This is a genomic window from Streptomyces sp. NPDC091972 (assembly GCF_044756385.1).
GTDB lineage: Bacteria > Actinomycetota > Actinomycetes > Streptomycetales > Streptomycetaceae > Streptomyces.
Genome location: NZ_JBIVSV010000016.1, coordinates 105,479 through 125,778 on the forward strand (window position 1 = coordinate 105,479; position 20,300 = coordinate 125,778).

General features: G+C 71.5%; 16 protein-coding genes and 1 riboswitch. Of the genes, 4 read left to right on the forward strand and 12 right to left on the reverse strand.

Going from position 1 to position 20,300, the window contains the following annotated elements; genetic code table 11:
* Positions 1-195: 195 nt before the first annotated feature.
* The 8 genes from ACIQJT_RS36220 to ACIQJT_RS36255 form a co-directional block, all read right to left on the reverse strand.
* On the reverse strand, positions 196-879 hold the full coding sequence (locus ACIQJT_RS36220) for a transglycosylase family protein (RefSeq protein ID WP_365451819.1): 684 nt from the start codon (positions 877-879) through the stop codon (positions 196-198).
* Between the two features lie 4 nt (positions 880-883).
* A riboswitch (cyclic di-AMP (ydaO/yuaA leader) is annotated at positions 884-1,061 on the reverse strand.
* Between the two features lie 205 nt (positions 1,062-1,266).
* A complete protein-coding gene (locus tag ACIQJT_RS36225; RefSeq protein WP_365451821.1) occupies positions 1,267-2,271 on the reverse strand; it encodes a transglycosylase family protein in 1,005 nt (334 codons plus the stop codon).
* A gap of 190 nt (positions 2,272-2,461) precedes the next feature.
* Positions 2,462-3,799, reverse strand: coding sequence for a cytochrome P450 (locus ACIQJT_RS36230; RefSeq protein WP_402649973.1), 1,338 nt, complete (start codon positions 3,797-3,799; stop codon positions 2,462-2,464).
* Between the two features lie 257 nt (positions 3,800-4,056).
* Positions 4,057-5,061: a nucleoside triphosphate pyrophosphohydrolase gene (locus tag ACIQJT_RS36235; RefSeq protein ID WP_402649974.1), complete on the reverse strand. Its 1,005-nt coding sequence runs from the start codon at positions 5,059-5,061 to the stop codon at positions 4,057-4,059.
* 209 nt (positions 5,062-5,270) lie between these two features.
* Positions 5,271-5,918 (reverse strand): SurA N-terminal domain-containing protein, encoded by a 648-nt coding sequence (locus tag ACIQJT_RS36240; RefSeq protein ID WP_365451827.1) that lies wholly within the window; start codon positions 5,916-5,918, stop codon positions 5,271-5,273.
* Between the two features lie 219 nt (positions 5,919-6,137).
* A complete protein-coding gene (locus tag ACIQJT_RS36245) occupies positions 6,138-7,631 on the reverse strand; it encodes a serine/threonine-protein kinase (protein ID WP_365452548.1) in 1,494 nt (497 codons plus the stop codon).
* Positions 7,632-7,669: 38 nt separating this feature from the next.
* Positions 7,670-8,287 carry a hypothetical protein gene (locus ACIQJT_RS36250; RefSeq protein WP_365451829.1) on the reverse strand — a complete coding sequence of 206 codons (618 nt, stop codon included), beginning with the start codon at positions 8,285-8,287 and terminating at the stop codon, positions 7,670-7,672.
* A gap of 93 nt (positions 8,288-8,380) precedes the next feature.
* The gene (locus tag ACIQJT_RS36255; protein WP_402649975.1) at positions 8,381-10,552 is read right to left on the reverse strand and encodes an N-6 DNA methylase; all 2,172 of its coding nucleotides are present in this window, start codon (positions 10,550-10,552) and stop codon (positions 8,381-8,383) included.
* A gap of 226 nt (positions 10,553-10,778) precedes the next feature.
* On the opposite strand from ACIQJT_RS36255, the gene ACIQJT_RS36260 reads away from it, so the two are divergent.
* Together ACIQJT_RS36260 and ACIQJT_RS36265 are read left to right on the forward strand one after the other, a co-directional pair.
* Positions 10,779-11,486, forward strand: coding sequence for a hypothetical protein (locus ACIQJT_RS36260; RefSeq protein WP_402649976.1), 708 nt, complete (start codon positions 10,779-10,781; stop codon positions 11,484-11,486).
* Between the two features lie 103 nt (positions 11,487-11,589).
* Positions 11,590-12,375, forward strand: coding sequence for a hypothetical protein (locus ACIQJT_RS36265; protein ID WP_402649977.1), 786 nt, complete (start codon positions 11,590-11,592; stop codon positions 12,373-12,375).
* Positions 12,376-12,523: 148 nt separating this feature from the next.
* On the opposite strand, the gene ACIQJT_RS36270 is transcribed toward ACIQJT_RS36265, so the two are convergent.
* Both ACIQJT_RS36270 and ACIQJT_RS36275 read right to left on the reverse strand, forming a co-directional pair.
* Positions 12,524-13,267: an N-acetyltransferase gene (locus ACIQJT_RS36270; protein ID WP_402649978.1), complete on the reverse strand. Its 744-nt coding sequence runs from the start codon at positions 13,265-13,267 to the stop codon at positions 12,524-12,526.
* 95 nt (positions 13,268-13,362) lie between these two features.
* A complete protein-coding gene (locus tag ACIQJT_RS36275) occupies positions 13,363-14,085 on the reverse strand; it encodes an HNH endonuclease family protein (RefSeq protein ID WP_365452550.1) in 723 nt (240 codons plus the stop codon).
* 192 nt (positions 14,086-14,277) lie between these two features.
* Here ACIQJT_RS36275 and ACIQJT_RS36280 point away from each other — a divergent pair, with 192 nt between their 5' ends.
* A complete protein-coding gene (locus ACIQJT_RS36280) occupies positions 14,278-14,463 on the forward strand; it encodes an Rv0909 family putative TA system antitoxin (protein WP_365451839.1) in 186 nt (61 codons plus the stop codon).
* 238 nt (positions 14,464-14,701) lie between these two features.
* Here ACIQJT_RS36280 and ACIQJT_RS36285 read toward each other — a convergent pair whose 3' ends face one another.
* Entirely contained in the window at positions 14,702-15,622 is a 921-nt protein-coding gene (locus tag ACIQJT_RS36285; protein WP_402649979.1) for a hypothetical protein, read from the reverse strand.
* Between the two features lie 113 nt (positions 15,623-15,735).
* On the opposite strand from ACIQJT_RS36285, the gene ACIQJT_RS36290 reads away from it, so the two are divergent.
* Entirely contained in the window at positions 15,736-16,320 is a 585-nt protein-coding gene (locus ACIQJT_RS36290; protein ID WP_365451842.1) for a TetR/AcrR family transcriptional regulator, read from the forward strand.
* A gap of 370 nt (positions 16,321-16,690) precedes the next feature.
* Here ACIQJT_RS36290 and mfd read toward each other — a convergent pair whose 3' ends face one another.
* On the reverse strand, positions 16,691-20,221 hold the full coding sequence (mfd, locus tag ACIQJT_RS36295) for a transcription-repair coupling factor (protein ID WP_402649980.1): 3,531 nt from the start codon (positions 20,219-20,221) through the stop codon (positions 16,691-16,693).
* Between the last annotated feature and the right edge of the window lie 79 nt (positions 20,222-20,300).

Here is a 20,300-nt window from a genome sequence, read left to right on the forward strand (position 1 = left end):
ATGGACAGAACCGAGAGTAAATTGTTTCCGAACTGAACAAAGACGGGCCGGCACCCGCGCATGAAAAGGCCCCGCCCCGGTGCGTACGGGGGAACACGCACCGGAGCGGGGAGCCCGTGGGGACGGGGGGGTGACCCTCACGAGGTCTTCAGTATGAGGACCACGCCTGTGAGGGCACTGTGGTTCAGCGAGGTGTCACTTCAGGTGGAGCTGCTGGCCCGGGAAGATGAAGTCGGCATCGTCGATGATGTCCTTGTTCAGCTTGAACAGCTTCTGCCAGCCGCCCTTGACCTTGTGCTTCTCGGCGATCGAGCTGAGGGTGTCACCCTTGACGACCTTGTACTCGCCGTCGCCCTTCTTGACCTTCTTGCCGGTCGGCGTGGTGACGGTCTTCTTGGCGGCCGGACGGTCGGAGGAGCGGGAGGCGCTCTGCTCCTCGGTCGAACGGGTGCTGGTGCCCGAGTTCGAGGAGCCGGCGGAGGACGAGCTGCCGCCACCGTTGTAGGCGGCGCTGGACAGGCCCGTGCCGCAGACCGGCCAGGCACCCTTGCCCTGGGAGGCGAGGACCTTCTCGGCGACGGCGATCTGCTGGGCCTTGCTGGCCTGGTTGGCCTGCGCGGCGTACTGCGTGCCGCCGTACGCGGCCCAGGTGGAGGCGGAGAACTGCAGACCGCCGTAGTAGCCGTTGCCGGTGTTGATGGACCAGTTGCCGCCGGACTCGCACTGGGCGACGGCGTCCCACTCGGAGGCGGTGGCGGCGGAGGCGTTGCCCGCGGCCATCAGCGGGGCGGCGATGGCGACACCGGTGACGCCGGCGAGCGCGGCGGCGCGGGTGGCCTTGGACGGACGACGGTGCTTGCCCTTGCCGGAAAACAGCATGGATCGATCCCCTCACCGACGCCTGCGAGGTGAGCTGTCGGGTTCGGGCCGGTTGAGTTGCCCGGTCGCGCCCGGCGCCTTGCGGCTCCTAGCGCGACTTCACCCCTAGCCGGTCCAGCGTGAACTGCTGGGTCCGGCACTTACCTTGGGTCCCCCGCTCCTGCCTACGGCGCTTGACGCGACGACTGTTCCCGTACGGCCGCTGGCAGGATTCGGCGTTGCGGCAGACGGGGCTCGGGTTGCCGAGCGGTCACGACCGTAGACATGCGTTCGGCGGAATTTCAAAGACGATCAGGGCTTCTGAGACTCATCCCACACTTTCACCAAAGTGGACATTCAGTGCGAAGTGTGACGTGAACTCCCGCTGTTTTTCAGGTCTTTTCGACCCTATTCAGCCCCTGTGTCGAGCGTCTGACCGGCAACGATGTTGCTCGGGTCGGTCCCGATGCGGTCCTTGTTCTCCGCGTAGAGGGCGCGCCATCCGCCGTCGAGACCAAGGGAGTCGGCGATGGAGACGAGGGAGTCGCCCTCCTGGACCGTGTAGGTGGCGGCGGCATGCCGGCCGGCCGTGGGGGAGGCCGCGCTCTTCGTCACACTCTCCTCGGCACTGTCGCCGCGATGCTTGCCGGAACCCAGGGCACCCACGTCCACGAGGGCCGAAGAGCCGCCCTCCTGCCATGACTTGTCCGCTTCATCCTCTTCTGCGCTCACCACGGGCGAGCTGTCGGACGGCTGCGCGTCCCGCTGTGCGGAACCCTCGGATACCGAAGAGTTCTTTTTGTCCGGCTTGGCGGAACTGTCATCGCCGGAGGGAGTGGCCGAGGGCGAGGGCGTCCCGGACGATCCGTCCAGCGCGTCGAGCAGACCGGAGGACTTCTCGGAACCCGACGAGTCGGAGGAACCGGACGAAGAGGAGGAACCTTCGGAACTGGACGAGCCGGACGATCCGGATGAGTTGGACGCCGAGGCGGAGGGCGTGCCGCTTCCCACGCCCGTGTCGACGTCGGCCGAACTCGCGTCCTTGCTGAGACCGCCGAGCAGCCCGCAGGTCGGCCAGGCGGCGATGCCCTGGTCCGCGAGCAGCTTCTCGGCCACGGCTATCTGCTGGTTGCGGCTGGCCAGGTCCGCGGTCTCGGCGTACTCGAGGCCGCCGTACTTCTCCCAGTTCTCCTGGGACATCTGAAGGCCGCCGTAGAAGCCGTTGCCGTCGTTCGCGCTCCAGGAGCCACCGCTCTCGCACTCCGCGACCCGGTCCCACGTGGTGCCGGTGGCGGCGCTCGCCCCGGTCGCCCCGAGCAGTGGGATCGCGATGGCGGATCCCGTCACACCGGCCGCCACGAGGAGAGCCGGAGCCTGACGGGGGCGACGGTGACGACCGTTCCCGGAGAGCATGGAGGGACCTTTCCCGAGACAGCAAGTACCCGCGCGGCAGTGGTACGGGGACCGCGCTGGTCCGTGAACGTATAGGGATTCGATCACTTGTCACAAGTTAATGCCGCGTAGATCACGTGAAGATCACAGACTTGAGGGCGTGTCATGTTTACGCGGCATCCTCCCGGGATACCCCGGACCCCTCGGTCGATTACCGGACGGGCGTGAACTCCACGGGCAAAGTACGCAGTCCACGCATGATGAGTCCGCCACGCCAGCGCAAATCAGCCGAATCCACCGCGAGTTGAAGGTCCGGGAGCCGGGTGAGGAGGGTGGCGAGCGCGGTCTGGCCCTCCAGCCGGGCCAGCGGGGCACCGAGGCAGTAGTGGATGCCGTGGCCGTAACCGAGGTGCTGATTGTCACGGCGGGACAGATCGAGCACGTCCGGGTCGGCGAACCGCTCCGGATCCCGGTCCGCGGCCGCGAGGACGACGAGCACCGGGTCCCCGGCCGCGATGTCCTGCCCGCCGATCCGCAGGGGCTGGGTGGCGAACCGCCAGGTGGCCAGCTCGACCGGGCCGTCGTACCTGAGGAGTTCCTCCACCCCGGTCTCCAGGAGGCCCCTCTCCCCGTCGGCGAGGGACCTCTGCAACCGGTGCCGCTGCTCGGGGTGGGTGAGAAGCGCGTACACGCCGTTGCCGATCAGGTTGACCGTGGTCTCGAAACCCGCGAACAGCAGGATGAAGGCCATGGCCGCGGCCTCGTTCTCGGTGAGGTGCTCACCGTGGTCGGAGGCCCGGATGAGCCCGGAGATGAGGTCCTCACCGGGGGCGGCCTCGTCCGGCAGCGCCTGCCGCTTCCGGTGGATGAGGTCGGCGAGATAGCCGCGCATCTTCTTCACGGACCGCGCGACACCGCCCCGCGGCCCCCCTCCGTGCCGGATCATCATGCCCGCCCAGTCCCGGAAGTCGTCCTGGTCCTCCCGCGGGACGCCGAGCAGGTCGCAGATCGCGTAGATGGGGAGCGGGAAGGCGAACTCGTGGATGAGGTCGGCGGTGCCGCCGGCCGCGAACCCGTCGATGAGACGGTCGGTCAGCTCCTGCACGCGCGGCGCGAACTCGGCGACCCTCCTGGGCGTGAACGCCTTGCTGACGAGCCGTCGGAGCCTCGTGTGGTCCGGCGGATCGATGTTCAGCAGATGCGTCATCAGCTCCGCCTTGCGCTCCCCCGGGATGCCGGTCTTGCCCTTGGCGTGCGCGGGCTCGTCATGGTGCGCGGGGTTCTTGCTGAGCCGCTGGTCGGCGAGGGCCTGCTTGGCATCGACGTAACGGGTGACCAGCCACGCCTCCACCCCACTGGGCAACCGGGTCCGGTGCACGGGGGCGTGCTCACGGAGCCAGGCGTAGGCGGGGTAGGGGTCGGTGGCGAATTCCCAGGTGAAGAGGGTGGGGGCCGCGGGGGTGGGGGTCACGGGGGCGGGAGCCGTGGGGCCGGGGGTCGCCGGGGCGGGAGCCGTGGGGCCGGGGGTCACGGAGGGCTGGTCGGTCACGCCTTGACGGTATCCGGGTATGACCGGCGGCCCTCAGGGAGGCGGGGCGTCCATGTACGGGAAGGTCGCGGGGGCACCGGCCGCCCTTTGGGGGCCGGGCGGGCTGCTCGGGCGCGGACCCTGGTGTGGGTCCGGCCCCGGCCGCGTCTGGATGGGGCTGCCCCTGTGTGTTGGGGGCGGCTCGCTCCGGCGGGAGCGGTGTCGCCGCCATGTTTTCGTGCCATCCGCTCGCCCGCGGCCGCGGCCGTCGTTGATGCTCAGCCTCCGCTCTCCACCCGGCGGACCGCATCCCTATACGCCCGGGCCGCTGCTCTCAGGGCCGCCTCGGGGTCGACGCCCTCCGCCTCGGCGCGGGTGGCCAGGGCGAGGAGTTCGTAGCCGATGCCCTCGGCCTTCGGGAGGGGGACGTCCAGGCCCGCCGTGCGCACGCGGGACGCCAGTTTGGCCGCGAGGGCCAGGCCGGGCTGGCCGAGGGGGATGCCGTCGGTCACCGAGGTGCGCTGTTTCTCCATCGCCTTGGTGCGCAGCCAGTGGGCCTTGACCTCTTCAGGGGTGTCGGCTGTCTCGTCGCCGAAGACGTGGGGGTGGCGGTGGATGAGCTTGGCGACGATGCCGCCGGCGACGTCGTCGACGGAGAAGGGGGCGTCCGGGTCCTCCTCGGCGATCCGGGCGTGGAAGACGACCTGGAGCAGGACGTCACCGAGTTCCTCCCGCAGTTCGTCGCGGTCGCCCTCCTCGATGGCCTCGACGAGTTCGTACGCCTCCTCGATGCCGTACTTCGCGAGGCCCTTGTGGGTCTGCTGGGAGGACCAGGGGCATTCGTCGCGGATGCGGTCCATGACCTGGACGAGATCGAGGAGCCGGGCGCCGGGCAGGTCGTAGGAGGCGGGGAGCAGTTCCAGCTCGGGCATCCGCAGGCGGCCGGATCCGGCGAGGCGGGCCAAGCCGTCGGTGAGGGCCGGCTCGCCCTCGCCCGTGGCGACGACGACCACGGTGTGCCCGCCCGCGCAGGCTCCGACCACCTCCTCCGCGGTGGGGGACGTCTCGTCGACCTCTATGCCGGCTTCCCGCAGGTACGGGAGCTGGGGATGGGCGCCGTCCGCGCACAGGACACGGTCGGCCGCGTGCAGCGCCTGCCAGGCGGGCCAGGACAGCAGGCCGGGAGCGACGCGGTGGCTGGTGGTGAGCAGGACGATGCGGCCGGGGTCGGACGCCGTGGCGGGGTCCTGGTCGGGGGCGGGCTCGAAGCCGGTTGCGTTCACGGTTCGAAGCTAACGCACGGTGCCGACGGCGCGATCAGGGTTGTCCACAGGCAGGGGGCGGCGGGGTGATCGTACGATCATCCACCCACGCTGTGGATCGTCCCGCCGATCGCCCCGCGTTCCTGCCAGGGGCTCTGCCGGCTGCAAGGCCGCCAGGCCCGTTGAGCCTGCCGGATGCGGCCAAGCCCGCCGAGCCCGCGCCGGGCCCGCTACGCGCTCTGCTTGGAGCCTGCCGCCGTGACCTCGCGTACCCACGGGGTCTTCGCGTCGACGCGGGTGCTCTTCGCGACGTCCCAGGTGCCGTAGCGCGGGTTGAGGTCGACGTGGAGCTGCTTGGACGCCTTGCTCAGAGCGTTCCAGAAGGCGGGGTCGCTGGTGTCGGTGCCGAGCTTCCCGGCGAGTTTCTGGGCCTCGAGCTGGAGGCGGAGGTTCTCGTCGAGGCGTTCGGGTGCGATGCCGTACTGCTGGAGCCAGGCGGTCTCCAGGCCCTTGGCGCCGCCCGCCTGCTCCTCCAGGCCGGACCGCAGCTCCTGGACCTCCTTGCGGGTCACGGTCACGCCCGCGTCGGCGGCCGCCCGGTGCAGCACCCGGTCGAGGACCATGCCGTGCAGGACGTCACGGGTGAGGGTGCCGGTCTTGGCGATGGCCTGCTTGTACTGCGTCTCGTCCGTGACGGCGGCCCGCTGCGCGTCACGCACCTCGGTCACCCGGTTCTCCAGTTGGGAGACGGTGATCCGCTGCCCGCCGACCACGGCCGCCGCGCCGGGGTGCGCGTCGTTTCCGCAGGCGGTGAGCAGGGGTGCCGCGGCGGCGAGCGCGGCGGAGAGGACGAGCGCGGTGCGACGACGGCGGTGCAAGGAGGCCTCCCGAGGAGATGGTGAAGACAGGTGCGCCGCGCAGCGGCTCGTTGCGGGGCGGTGGTCGGGTGACGGGCGGGCGCACAAGGTCTTGCGGTGATCGATGTTAGGCAGGGGACAGGCTCTGGCCAACCCATTCGACCAACGATTCACCAGGACTTCCGGCACCGCCGCGCTCCCACCGCCCGCACGCGCGTGTGCCGGGGTCAGCCGGTGGGTCTATCCGCGGACCTGGCCCAGCCACTGGAGGGTGCGGCGGATCTCCGTCGCGAGCGGGTGGGCGGGTCCCTGGAGTCGTTCCACGTCGTGCAGGAGCCGGACGAGGGTCTCGTGGGCGGCGGCGCGGTCGCCGAGGGCGAGCAGGAGGTGGCCGATACGACGGCGGACGTCGTGGGCGAGCTGGGGGTCGCCGGCCACGTACTGGTTCTCGTAGTACGGCAGCAGGGAGCGGTACTCGGCCAGTGCAGCCGCGGGTTCGCCGAGTTGTTCGAGGCATTGGGCGGCGTCGTAGCGGAAGCGCAGGGACTGCGGGTCGGCGTGGCCGGCCTCGGTCGCGCGTTCGTCGGCCAGGCGGCGCAGCTCGGGCAGGGCGCGCCGGTACTGGCCGTCGTCCATGAGGGTGGCGGCGTACTGCTTGCGCAGGGTGCGCACCACCGGGGAGTTCGCGCCGTGCTGTTCGGCCGCCGCGGGCAGGATGGCGCCGAGGATGTCGACGGCCTGGGTGATACGGCCTTCGCCGAGGAGCCGCTTGACCTCGTCGACCGCGCGCGCGACGTCCGGTTTCCCGGTCTTCTCGGGGGCCGGTGTGACGGGGGCGGGCTGGGGCGCGGGGGTGCGGGCGCGGTCCGGCCAGGGGGCGTGCGGGCGCAGGAAGGGGCGGGTGGGGTCGAGGGGTGCTCCGGTGGGCATCCCGCGCGCGGGCAGGAGCAGCGCGAGGTCCTCGTAGACGTCCTGTGCGGAGGCCGGGCGGTGCTGCGGGTCCTTGGCGAGGAGCCGCAGGACGAGGGTCTCCAGGGCCTCGGGGACTTCGGGGCGGGTGCGGCGCACGGGCAACGGGGGCTCGTACAGGTGCCGGTGCAGTACGCCCAGTGCCGTGGAGCCGGCGAACGGGACGTCCCCGCTGAGCAGTTCGTGCAGGAGCACACCGAGTGCGTACAGGTCGGTGTACGGGCCGACCGCGCCTCCCATGGCCTGCTCGGGTGCCATGTAGGCGGGCGAGCCGATCGGTGAACCGGTGTGGGTGAGGCGGGTGGTGTCGGTGTCCATGACCGAGGCCACGCCCAGGTCCAGGACGGTGACCGTGCCGTCCTGCTTCACCATGACGTTGCGCGGCTTGAGGTCGCGGTGGACGATCGGCACGGCGTGCACGGCGCTGAGCACGGCGCACAGTTGCGCGGCGACGGCGACCGCCCACTGCCAGGGGTACGGGTCGTGCTCGGCGAGGTGGTCGGAGAGGTCCGCGCCGTCGACGTACTGCATGACGAGGAACAACTCCTCGCCCTCGCTGCCCGCGTCGTGCACGGTGACGAGCCCGGGGTGGTCGACCTGCGCGGTCACCCGGCACTCGCGCACGAACCGGCGGCGCAGTTCGTCGGCCTCCTGTCCGGCCACCTTGTCGGGGCGCAGCAGCTTCACCGCCACGCGCCGGTCGAGGCGCCGGTCGTAGGCCGTCCACACCTGGCCCATGCCGCCCTGGCCGATGAGCGTGGACAGTTCGTAGCGGGCGGCGACGACGCGTCCTGTCGTCACGGTCACCTGCCGCTCTCGGTGTTGCCGCCGTCGTGCTTGCGCAGGTAGTCGCTGAGTTCGTCGAGTTCGGCGCGCACCTGCTCGATACGGGCGGGCGCGGGGCGCTGCGGCGGGGGCGGTACGGCACCGGGGGCGGGGACCGGAGGAGTGGACGGCTGAGGGTGGGGCTGGGGATGGAGCGGGGGCTGCGGCAGGATCGTGGAGGCGTACGGCGGCGTCGGCGACGCGGTCTGCTGCGGGTAGCCGTAGCCGGTGTGGACGGTCGGGCCCTGGGGCGGCGGGTAGCCGGTGAAACGCCGCTGCTGGTGCACCCGGATGTCCATCACCAGGAAGTACACGCTGCTGAAGAGGCCGAGGAGCATGACCAGGCCCATGGCGACGTCGGTACTGGGGTCGCTCTCCGGCAGCGCGCCGACCACCGCGAAGCAGGCGATGGACAGCGGAAGGCTCGCCCAGGCCAGCACCCAGTCGACCGTCCGTCCGCGCAGGAAGGCGACCCGGAACAGCGGAGCGCAGGCGAGCAGGCCGCACGTGAGGAAGCCGGCGGCGGCGAGCAGCACGCGCAGGGTGATGACGGTGCCCGAGCTGCGGGCGGGCGGCACCGCGCCGTGGCCGTACATAACGCTCCTGAACCGGGATTCGATGTGGGGTTCGAGCGTATAGGCCGATACCGACAACAGGTCACGGGTTGTACCGAACCGTTGTCGAGCCGATCAGTCCGGCGCGACCGTTCCGTCGGTGAGTCCGTCGTACATCCCGCGCACGAGCCGCTCCCCGAGCCGGCCCGCGTGCCGGAGCGCCCGCTCGAACTCGTCGAGCGCGCGGAAGCGTTCGCCGTAGCGTCGTTGCTCGTCGAGCGGGAGCCGGGGCAACTGGAGTCTGCGCACGTCCAGGCGGGTCGCGGTGGAGGCGTAGCTGCTGGCCTGGCGGTTGTTGGCGGTGCCGCGCAGGAAGCCGGCGAGGAACCAGGGGTCGAGCGCCGCCGGATCGGGGCGCAGCAGCACGAGGTTGCGTCCCAGGGCGGCTCCCGTGGCCGCCGTGTCGATCACGCGTGCCACCGAGCCCCCGCCGAGGACCGGTACGACGACGTCGCCCGGTTCGGTCAGCACGGCCTCCTCGTCGCTCTCGGGGAGCGTTCCGGAGGGGTCGGTCCCGGAGAGGACGTCGTGGTCGGTGAGCACGGGCACGCGTGCGTGGCCGCCGTTTCCCCCGGTGCGCAGCATCAGGGCGCCCCCGCGCGCGAGTTCGCCGATGGTGGTGAGCGGCCACCGCGCGGGGTGCGCGGTGTCGGCGCGCCGCGGGGTGAGGTCTGCCGTCAGGCGCAGGGTCTCCCCCAGCAGTTCACGCACGGCCGTGAGCTGTTCGGCGCCGTCGGCCGCCGTGGGGGGCGGCAGGTGGCGGGCGGGGGCGAGGTCCACGTCGTCGTCGAGGAGTTCGATGACGGGCAGCGCGCGGGCCAGGCCCGGCCGTTCGGTGAAGCGGCCGGGTCGCCCGAAGGACTGCCAGGCGTCGAGGACGGCTTCGCGCACGGCCCGCCAGTCCGGCCCGCCGCGCCCCTCCCCGGCGAACTGCCCCACGTCGACCAGGAGCACCTCCGGCTGCGCGGGCGCCCTTTCCGGGCGGCGCAGCACCCACAGGTGCAGCGGGATGTTGTACGGCGGGGCCGCCCCGACCGGCAGGGCGATCACGGCGCGCAGGGCACCGCGGCGCAGCAGGTCGGCGCGGATGCGGCGGCCGGAGCGGCGGGACGCCGCCGCGGGCGGCATGAGCAGGACGCCGGCACCGCCGTCCTTGAGACGGGCGAGCGCGTGCTGGACCCAGGCGAGCTCGGACTCGGTGCGGGCCGGGAAGCCGTACTCCCAGCGGGGGTCGTAGGCGAGCTCGTCATGGCCCCAGTTGCGCTCGTTGAACGGGGGGTGGCACAGGACGGCGTCGGCGTGCACGTGCGGGTGGGCGTCGGCGCGGAGGGTGTCGCCGGTGGCGCCGCGCACGGTGGACCAGGTGTGCAGGGCGAGCCGGAGCGTGGTGAGCGCGGCGAGTTCGGGGGCGCTGTCCTGTGCGTAGAGCCTCTGGTCGGGGCGGGTGGCGGCGGCCCGCAGGAGGGCGCCGGTGCCGCAGGCCGGGTCGAGGACGGTACGGGCGGGACCGGCGAGGTCGGCCATGAGACCGGCCAGTTCGGCGGGGGTGAGCGTGTACTGGCGCGGGTTGGCGTCGAGGTGCCGGCCGAGCAGGAACTCGAAGGTCTGCCGGGCTCCCAGCTCGGCCGCCAGCTCGGCGACGCCGCGGAGGAGGGGGGCCGAGGGGAGGAGTTCGGGGGCGGTGGGGGTGTGGAGGGCGGGGTGGGACATCACCGGGCCCGCGTCCTGGGGGCTCACCGCAGTGCGCGCGTCGGGGGCCGGGGTGTGAACCGACCCCGGGGTGTTCACAGCCGTCGGGGCACTCCCGGTGTCGTCGGCCGGAGTCGCCGCTCGGGTGCTCGTGGCCGCCTCCGCTCCGAAGCGCGGTGCGAACACCTCCCGCAGCGCCCCCGGCAGCATGTCCGCCAGGCGCTCGTCGGAACCGGCGCTCACCTCCAGCCAGACCGGCGGGCGGTCGTGGATCAGCAGCAGGGCGCAGCCCGCGTGGGTGAGGGCGGTGACGGGGCCGTCGGGATGGCCGGAGAGCTGCTGCCAGACGCGTTCACGCAGCGGGACCTCAGCGAGTTTGCCCTGCTTGCGCAGCCATGACTCGACCTCGGCGAGCGCGAAGGAGGGGCTGGTCTCGGTGCCGCCGACGGGCCTCGGGAAGTCCGCGTGCCTGCGCCGCCAGTTGCTGACGGCCGCGCGGCCCACCCCGGCCAGCCGTGCGATACCGGCGGCGGTCACCTCAGTCGCGTTGTCCTGCACCCGCCCGCTCCCCTCGTCGTGCGCCGGCCCGGCGACCCCCACCGGCCCAGCGCCCCGCATGTGACGCCGAGCATACCGACGCACGCAAGATCTACCCATTCACGCCGTGTACACGAGCCCTCTCGTGAACCGTGTTGACTCGGTTCACAAGCTCTGCTCTTATTGACCCAGCGAAACGAGCGACTGCCGACTGGCGGTGGTCGCCGGGTCGGAGGGGGACACAGCCATGGGCATGAAGGGCAGGATCTCGCTGGGCGCCGTGGCCGGAGTCGTCGTCATCGGAGTCGCCTCGGCGAACGCCGGGCAGAACGGGGACGGCGGCACCTCCGGGGGCAGCGCCGAGGGTTCCTCGGCCTCCGCGCAGCGCGAGGCCGGGGGCGAGCAGGGCGAGGCGGGTGGCAAGGGCGCCCACAGGGCCGCGGCCGCCGAGAAGAAGGCCGCGTTCCCGGGGGACGGCGACTTCCAGGTCGGTTCGGACGTCAAGCCCGGCACCTACCGCACCACCGGCAACAGCGACGGCATGTGCTACTGGGAGCGGGTCAAGGACGCCTCGGGCGAGATGGACTCGCTGCTGGCCAACGACGACGTCACCGGCACCAGCTACGTCACCGTCAAGACCACCGACAAGCTCTTCACGTCGAGCGACTGCAACGACTGGGAGGCCGTCGCCGACCGGGCGAAGGGCTCCCCCGCCTCCCGGATGGCCGGCGACGGCGGAATGTTCGGAGTCGGCGCCGACATCGCCCCGGGCACCTACAGGTCCACCGGCAACACCGACGACTCCTGCTACTGGGAGCGCGCCAAGGACGCCGAGCACGGCATCGACTCCGTGCTCGCGAACGACAACGTCAACGGCACGGCCGTCGTCGAGGTCAGCGCCTCGGACGCCTACTTCAAGACGACCGGCTGCAAGGACTGGACGAAGACCGGCTGAACCAGCCCGTCCCCCTTCGGTCTCCTCCGCTCACCACCGGGGCGCCCCCATGCGCAGCGCCCCGCACCTCATCACCTCACCGCATCCCCATCAAGGAATCACCATGCGTCGTACCGCACTTGCCGCTCTCTGCATCGCCGCCGCGGCCACCGCAGGACTCACCGGCTGCCAGTCGGACCAGGACAAGGTGGACAGCAGCACGAACGCGTCCGCCGCGCCGGGCAAGTCGGCTGCTCAGAAGGACCCCTTCGCCGGGCTGAGCGGGGGCGAGATAGCCGACCGTGCCGCCAAGGCCACGACCGGCGCCTCCTCGCTGCGGATGAAGGGCGACATCCCCGACGACGAGAGCGGCGCCACCATCAGCCTCGACGTCCTGCTGAACAAGAAGGGCGAGTGCGCCGGCACGATCGGCATGGGCGGCGAGGGCAAGGCCGAACTGATCAAGACCGGTGACATCGTCTACATGAAGTTCGACGAGGCGTTCCTGCGCGAGCAGAGCAAGGGCGAGCCGAAGGCGGACACCGACGCGGCCGTGGACATGCTGGCCGGCAAGTGGACCAAGTCCAAGGCGACGGGCGCGGACGCCAAGGAGTTCGAGGGCTTCTGCGACCTGGGCGCGGCGCTGGAAGGCGCCACGGACACCAACTCCGACGCGAGCCGCGGCAAGACGGCCACCGTCGACGGGACACCGGCGATCGTCCTGCACGAGAAGGACGGCAAGGACCGCTACACCTTGTACGTCGCCACCGAGGGCAAGCCGTACCTGCTGCGGGTCGACAGCACGGCCGGGGCGGACCAGGGGTCCGTCACCTTCAGCGACTTCGACGCACCTGTCCCCACGCAGAAGCCCACCGGCGAGATCCTGGACCTGGACGCCCTGGGCGGCTGACCCACCGCAAGCGACACGGCCCGGGACGTCGGCTTCCGGTCACGACACGCATGACGCGGCACGCATCACCCGGCGCGCATGCCGCGTGACGTGTGACGCGGGACCGATGACGCGGACCGATGACGCGGGACACAGGGATGCGGCACGCTCAAAGGGCGTGCCGCATCCACACGTTGGGCTCGACGTACACCGCGTACCCGCGCTCCGGCTCACACCTGACCGGCACCAGCGCTCCGGGCACCTCGATGTCGCCGGCCGTGTCGAAGGGCAGTCCGGTCCAGCGGCGCCACTGCTCCAGCGAACCGGACACCGTCATGGAGGCCGGCGCCACGGCGTGCACCTCGGCCCCGGCCCGCGCGTGCACGCGCAGCCAGGGATCGTGCGGCAGACCGTCGGGGCGCACGCGACGGGCGTACTCCTCGATCGGGGTGTGCGGTTCCAGATGCTTGGCGCTGGGGCGGACGGGGGCGACGACCTCGCTGAAGCCGTGGGCGCGGGCGCCGTCCCGCATCGCCGAGAGCATCAGGGCGGACAGGCCGCGGCCCTGGACGCGCGGATCGACGACGACCGAGATCGCGCTCACCGTGTCGGTCCGTACACCGCGCCTCAGGTCGCTGAAGGCCCACGTCAGCACCTCGTCCCAGCCCCGGGCGGGCAGTTCACCGCGGTCCTCGGTGTGGAGGGCGAAGGGCACGCTGTGGGCGTGCGCGACGACCTCACCCCGCTCGTCCTCGGCGAACAGCACGTACTCGGGGAACTCGGCGGAGATCCGTCCGTAGTGGGCGTTGCCCACCAGATCCTCGGTCACGAACTCCGGCCAGCTGCTGGCCATGCCGAGGACGCGCTCCCGCATCTCGGGACGCTCGGCGAGACTTGACGTCTTCCACTCCATGCGGTCACCGTAGGCGCGGGCCGGCCCGCCGGAAAAGCGCATTTCCCGACCGCCCCGCGGGAGCCCACGACCGCTCGGGGCGAACGTCACGGCCCTCAGTCCGCGTGGAAGCGGGGCGGCGCCGCCGTCGGATTACCGCCGACCGGGAGCTTCTGGCCGGGGCAGCCCGTGAGGACCTTCTTCATCGCGGACTTCTCGGCGGCCGTGACCCACAGGCCGTACTTCTTCTTCACGGCGACCTGGGCGGCCACATAAGTGCACCGGTACGCCTTGTTCGGCGGCAGCCAGGTCGCCGTGTCCCCGTCCCCCTTGGAACGGTTGGTGCTCGCGTCGACCGCGAGCAGGTTGAGGGGGTCGTTGGCGAGAGCTATCCGTTTGCTGGCGTCCCAGTACTTGGCCCCCTTCTGCCAGGCGTCGGAGAGCGCGACCACATGGTCGATGTCGACCTGACTGCGGCCTCGCCGGTACGTCACCTCCTTGCCGGAGTACGGGTCCGACTCCAGCACGCCGTACGACACCTTGCAGTGCCCGCCGGTGAACTTCACGTCCTCCAGGTCGCGTTTGAGGATGTCGTCGCGGGTGTCGCACTCGTTCGAGTCGGTGTCCGCCCAGGCGGTGCCGAACCTGTCCCGCTCGTAACCCGTCTTGGGCGCCCGCCCCTTCACGGTCAGGGACTCGGCGGCACTGAGCGCGGCACCCGAACCGACCGCTCCCCCGGTCTCCTCGGGTCCGCCGGCCCCTGTGGTCGTCTCCGCCTTGCACCCGGCCACGGCGAACACCAGCACGACGGCGGCCGCGGCCCCGCCCCTCAGACGCATCACGTGCGCCCCTCCCCTTGCAACCCGGTCCGCCCCCGCAAGGAGCGCCTTCCCTCGTACGACGTCGCGCACACCGTAGCGAGCGGGCGCACCGCGGCGTTCAGGAGGTCCAGACCACCATGCTTTCGAGTGGGCATTGCAGACATACCGGCCGTATCGTCATTGCTGAGTCACCTCCGGAAGGAGCTCTGGATGGGCATCTTCGACAGGTTCAAGAGCAACCGCCAGATGCAGGACAAGGGCAAGGACATGTCCGACGTGGCGGAACGGAAGGTCAACGACAGAACGGGCAACAAGTACGAAGGCCAAGTCGACGACGCCCAGAGGAAGATCGAGGGGTCGCTCGGCATGGATCGCGACAGGCCCGAGCAGCTGTAGGACCCAAGAAGGACTGAAGACCCACGGAGGACACCGGACCCGGCCGTCCGCGCAGATCCGTCTCGCGCGGGCGGCTTCGCGTCGAGACGAGGGCCACGTAGAGGCTGACGGAGAGAGTCGCGGTGCACCTCTGGTGCGACCGCCCCCGGCCCACGGCATCAGGGACTACGACGTCTTCTGCTCTGCCGGTGCCGTTCGCTGAACGGGAGTGCCCGAGCGCCCGTTCTGGCTGTCACCGTCAGACCTTGCCGATGCCCAGGGTCGTCTCCGACGGAAGCAGCCCGGAGGAGAGCACCGCGACCCAGAAGTCACCGAGCAGGTCCGCAAGTCGGGCCACCTCGGCGGTGCCCAGCAATTGCCAGGGTCCGGCGGCGAGTTGGTCGGTCTGGTGCTCCACTCGGTGACGCAGGTCGCGGCCGGCGTCCGTGGCCGTGCCTTGTGCGTCGACCAGTCCACGGGCCGTCAGACGCTCGTGAGCCGACCGCCATTCCCCGGCACTCCAGCCCCGGCTCTCGAAGCGCTCCACGGATGCGGCGCCTATCGCGGCGAAGGACACGAGCGACTCGACCGGGTCGAGTCCGGCCACGAGCAGGGCCGCGATGTGGCCGTCGCCTCGGTGCTCACGCAGGATCGTCGCCGCCTGCCACAGCTGGAGGTGCGGGGCCTCGGGCCACAGCAGCTCGGCGTTGGCCGCGGCCAGCGGGCGGCCCGCCGTGTCCACCGCCTCCGCCGCGCGCCGGACGAGAGCGGCGGCCTCCGCGAGCTGCGGACTGTCGACACGGTCGCCGAATATGGCGCGGTAGGCCCGGTCGATGCCCCGCAGCCTCGCCGCCAGCACCGCGCCGGGCTCTGCGATCGCCCACGCGGAGTCGATGTGCTCGGCCACCATGCGGGGGCTGAAGCTGTAGAAGGCCGATGCCACGCGCTCGGTGCCCACCGGCCCCAACGGCGCCGCCCGCAAGGGGAAGTAGCTAGGCCAGCGCTCCTTCGTGTCGTACCCGAGCGCGGCGGCCTCCTCGAAGACCTCCGGCGCGTAGTAAAGAACCGCGTGCAGTGGTTCCAGCAGATGCCAGAGCTGGCGCACCCGGGTCAGCTCCACGGCGTCACCCGCCTCGCCGGCACCGGCCTCCGTCTCGGTCCTGCCGTCGTGCTTCGACATGACATCCCCCGTCGTCAGCGCGGCCCTCGGACCCCGCATCGCAACTTGACACTGACTAGATTGCCCCGCCGCCCCGAACTTGTCAATGCCTAGATCCGGCGTACGCTCTGACCATGGCACCTGTGGAGACCGACCAGCCGAACCGCCCCTACCACCACGGCGATCTGCGCCGCGCGATCCTCACGGCGGCCCTCGACGTCATCGCCGCCGACGGCCCCGCCGGGCTGAGCCTGCGCGATCTGGCCCGGCGTGCCGGGGTCTCGCACGCGGCACCGGCCCACCACTTCCGGGACCGCACCGGACTGCTCACGGCGATCGCCGCCGAAGGCTTCGCGCTGCTCGCGACCGCCGTCAACGACGCCTCGGACCTCAAGGACGCGGGCGTGCGCTACGTGCGCTTCGCCCGCGAGCACCCGGCCCACTTCCAGGTCATGTTCGCGCCCGGCCTGCTGCGCGCCGACGACCTCGAACTCACCACGGCCCGCGCCCTGGCCACCGAGGCCCTGCGCTCCTCGGTCTCAGCCGTGCGCGCCGACGACTTCGGCATCGACAGCCGCCTCGCGGGGGTCGCCGCCTGGTCCCTCGCCCACGGCTTCGCCACGCTGCTCCTCAGCCACAACCTGGACGGCCCGGTCGGCGACAAGGACCCCGAGGAGGTCTTCCGGACACTGGCGACGACGCTGTTCCGCACACACTGAACTCACGGCCGCTCGCCATGAGCGGGTCACCGCCGCCATGGGCGGGGGACGGCCGCCATGAGCGGGGGACGCGCCCGAGGCCCCCCGCACGGAAGCCTCCCGAAGTCGGGCGACATCGGCCCGAGGGCACCATGCAGCCCACAGCACCCCCGTGGGACTCCCTCCCTCAGGGCACCGCCGCCTCACACCCCCCGCCGGGCCACCTGAGCCTGCGCAACGCGACGCCGACGAGCCCAGAGCACGGCGCCCGCGACCTCCCCGCTTCCCGCGTCCCGCGCCACCTGCTCCCGCGACTTCCCGCGTCCCACCCTCCCCAGCGGCACCACCGGCCCCCCTCCCGAGCCGCCGTCCCCGTCCCCGTCCGCCCCCGTCAAGACCCCAGAATCGAGGTGAGGAACTCCCCCACCCATCCGAGCAACTCCCGCCCGACCAACGGCTTTCCCCCCACCTTCGCCGTCTTCGGCCGCGGCACCAGCACCTGGTGGGCCGCCGGCTTGATGACGGTGCCCGGGTAGAGCCGCTTGACCCGCAGTTCCTGCGACTCCCGCAACTCCACAGGCGCGAAGCGGATGTTGGTCCCCTGGAGGACGATCTCGCCGACACCGCACGCCCGGGCGAGCATCCGAAGGCCCGCCACCAGCAGCAGGTTCTCCACCGGCTCGGGCAACTTGCCGTAGCGGTCGACGAGTTCCTCGCGGACGGCCTTGATGTCCTCCTCGGTGTTCACCGAGGCGATCGCGCGGTAGGCCTGCAGGCGCAGCCGCTCGCCCGGGGCGTAGTCGTGCGGGACGTGCGCGTCGACCGGGAGCTCGATCTTGACCTCCAGCGGCGGCTCCTCCTCCACACCGCCCTCGAGCGAGGCCCGGTAGTCCGCGACGGCCTCGCCGACCATGCGGACGTACAGGTCGAAGCCGACGCCCGCGATGTGCCCGGACTGCTCGCCGCCGAGGAGGTTGCCCGCGCCGCGGATCTCCAGGTCCTTCATCGCGACGTACATGCCCGCGCCCATCTCGGTGTGCTGGGCGATCGTCGCGAGGCGTTCGTGCGCGGTCTCGGTCAGCGGCTTCTCCGGCGGGTACAGGAAGTAGGCGTAACCGCGCTCGCGGCCCCGGCCCACCCGGCCGCGGAGCTGGTGGAGCTGGGACAGGCCGAAGTTGTCGCCGCGCTCCACGATCAGGGTGTTCGCGTTGGAGATGTCGATGCCCGACTCGACGATCGTGGTCGACACCAGCACGTCGAACTTCTTCTCCCAGAAGTCGACGACGACCTGCTCCAGGGCCTGCTCCGACATCTGGCCGTGCGCGGTCGCGATACGTGCCTCGGGGACGATCTCGCGCAGCCGGGAAGCCGCCCGGTCGATCGACTCGACCCGGTTGTGGATGTAGAAGACCTGGCCCTCACGCAGCAGCTCACGGCGGATGGCGGCGCCGATCTGCTTCTCCTCGTACGGCCCGACGAAGGTGAGCACCGGGTGGCGCTCCTCCGGAGGCGTGGTGATCGTCGACATCTCGCGGATGCCGGTGACCGCCATCTCCAGGGTGCGCGGGATGGGGGTGGCGGACATGGTCAGGACGTCGACGTTGGCGCGGAGCTTCTTGAGCTGCTCCTTGTGCTCGACGCCGAAGCGCTGCTCCTCGTCGACGATGACCAGGCCGAGGTCCTTGAACTTGGTCTCCGAGGAGAACAGCCGGTGGGTGCCGATGACGACGTCCACCGAGCCCTCCCGCAGGCCCTCCAGGACGGCCTTCGCCTCGGTGTCGGTCTGGAAGCGGCTGAGCGCCTTCACGACCACGGGGAACTGGGAGTACCGCTCGCTGAACGTCCCGAAGTGCTGCTGCACCAGCAGGGTCGTCGGGACGAGGACGGCCACCTGCTTGCCGTCCTGGACGGCCTTGAAGGCGGCCCGGACCGCGATCTCCGTCTTGCCGTAGCCGACGTCGCCGCAGATCAGGCGGTCCATCGGGACCGACTTCTCCATGTCCTCCTTGACCTCGGCGATGGTGGTGAGCTGGTCGGGCGTCTCCGCGTACGGGAAGGCGTCCTCCAGCTCGCGCTGCCACGGGGTGTCCGGGCCGAAGGTGTGCCCGGGGGCCGCCATCCGCGCGCTGTACAGCTTGATCAGGTCGGCCGCGATCTCCTTGACGGCCTTCTTCGCGCGCGCCTTGGTCTTCGTCCAGTCGGCGCCGCCGAGCCGGTGCAGCGTGGGCGCCTCGCCGCCGACGTACTTGGTGATCTGCTCCAGCTGGTCGGTGGGGATGTAGAGCCGGTCGCCGGGCTGGCCGCGCTTGGCGGGGGCGTACTCGACGACGAGGTACTCGCGTGTGGCGCCCTGCACGGTCCGCTGGACCATCTCGATGTAGCGGCCCACGCCGTGCTGTTCGTGGACGATGTAGTCGCCCGCCTCCAGGGTGAGCGGGTCGATCGTCTTGCGCCGCCGCGCCGGCATCCGGGCGCCGTCCTTGCCGGCCGCCTTCTGCCCGGTCAGGTCGGTCTCGGTGAGGACGGCGAGTCTGAGCGCCGGGTCGACGAAGCCGTACTCGATGGAGCCGCACGCCACGTGGACGACGGACGGGCTCAGGGAGGTGAGTTCGGCGTCGAGGCGGGCCGCGATGCCCTCGCCGCCGAGCACCTCGACGGTACGGGCCGCGGGGCCGTGCGCCTCGGTCACGAAGACCGCGCGCCAGCCGTCGGCGAGCCAGCCCTTGGTGTCGGCGAGCGCCTTGGCGGTGTCGCCGCGGTAGGTCTCGGGCGCGTGCATGCCGAGCTTGAGGGTGTCCGCCTCCAGTTCGAGGTCCGCCACGAACGGCGACACCGACCACCACATCATGTCCAGTTCGCGCGCGCGGTCGCGGACGTCGGCGATCGACCACAGGGAGGCCGCGCCGACGTCGATGGGTGCCTCGCCGCCGCCCGCGGTGGCCGCCCAGGACGCCTGGAGGAACTCCTGCGAGGTGGCCACGAGGTCGGAGGCGCGCGTGCGCACCCGCTCCGGGTCGCACACGACGGCCATGGCGCCCTTGGGCAGGACGTCGACCAGGAGCTCCATGTCGTCGACGAGGACGGGGGCCAGCGACTCCATGCCCTCCACGGCGATCCCCTCCGCGATCCTGCCAAGCAGTTCGCCGAGCTCCGGGTGCTCCTCGGCGAGGGCACGCGCGCGTGCGCGGACCTCGTCCGTCAGGAGCAGTTCGCGGCAGGGCGGAGCCCACAGGCCGTGTTCGGCGACCTCCAGGGAGCGCTGGTCGGCGACCTTGAAGTAGCGGATCTCCTCGACGTCGTCGCCCCAGAACTCGATGCGCAGGGGGTGTTCCTCGGTGGGCGGGAAGACGTCGAGGATGCCTCCTCGTACGGCGAACTCGCCGCGCTTCTCGACGAGCTCCACGCGTGCGTACGCGGCGGCGGCGAGGGCTTCCACGATCTGGTTCAGGTCGGCGGTCTGACCGGTGCGCAGGGCCACCGGTTCCAGGTCGCCGAGGCCCTTGACCTGCGGCTGGAGCACGGACCGGACGGGCGCGACGACCACGGAGACGGGGCCGGTCTCGGGGTCGTCGGGGCGCGGGTGGGCCAGGCGCCGCAGGACGGCCAGCCGGCGGCCGACGGTGTCGGAGCGGGGGCTGAGGCGCTCGTGCGGGAGGGTCTCCCAGGACGGGTACTCCACGATCCCCTCGGAGGGGAGCAGGGAACGCAGGGCGGCGGCCAGGTCCTCGGCCTCGCGGCCCGTGGCCGTCACCGCGAGCACCGGACGGCCGGCCTCACGCGCGAGCGCGGCGATCGCGAAGGGGCGGGCCGCCGGGGGGCCGACCAGGTCGACGTGCATGCGGTTGCCGTCCTGGGCCGCCGTGATCGCTTCCGCGAGGGCGGGGTCCTTGACGACGGCGTCGAGCAGACCGTGCAGGCTCATTCGGGGCGGCTTTCGTCCGGGGGGGTTCTGGGGGGTGGGCAACGCGAAGGGCCCGACACAACGAAGGGCCGGGGGGTCT

Coding starts and splice junctions, on each gene's coding strand:
- ACIQJT_RS36260 (WP_402649976.1), top strand. CDS start 10,779: ATGGGCATGAAGGGCAGGATCTCGCTGGGCGCCGTGGCCGGAGTCGTC.
- ACIQJT_RS36275 (WP_365452550.1), bottom strand. CDS start 14,085: ATGCGTCTGAGGGGCGGGGCCGCGGCCGCCGTCGTGCTGGTGTTCGCC.
- ACIQJT_RS36225 (WP_365451821.1), bottom strand. CDS start 2,271: ATGCTCTCCGGGAACGGTCGTCACCGTCGCCCCCGTCAGGCTCCGGCT.
- ACIQJT_RS36265 (WP_402649977.1), top strand. CDS start 11,590: ATGCGTCGTACCGCACTTGCCGCTCTCTGCATCGCCGCCGCGGCCACC.
- ACIQJT_RS36220 (WP_365451819.1), bottom strand. CDS start 879: ATGCTGTTTTCCGGCAAGGGCAAGCACCGTCGTCCGTCCAAGGCCACC.
- ACIQJT_RS36250 (WP_365451829.1), bottom strand. CDS start 8,287: ATGTACGGCCACGGCGCGGTGCCGCCCGCCCGCAGCTCGGGCACCGTC.
- ACIQJT_RS36270 (WP_402649978.1), bottom strand. CDS start 13,267: ATGGAGTGGAAGACGTCAAGTCTCGCCGAGCGTCCCGAGATGCGGGAG.
- ACIQJT_RS36285 (WP_402649979.1), bottom strand. CDS start 15,622: ATGTCGAAGCACGACGGCAGGACCGAGACGGAGGCCGGTGCCGGCGAG.
- ACIQJT_RS36290 (WP_365451842.1), top strand. CDS start 15,736: ATGGCACCTGTGGAGACCGACCAGCCGAACCGCCCCTACCACCACGGC.
- ACIQJT_RS36280 (WP_365451839.1), top strand. CDS start 14,278: ATGGGCATCTTCGACAGGTTCAAGAGCAACCGCCAGATGCAGGACAAG.
- mfd (WP_402649980.1), bottom strand. CDS start 20,221: ATGAGCCTGCACGGTCTGCTCGACGCCGTCGTCAAGGACCCCGCCCTC.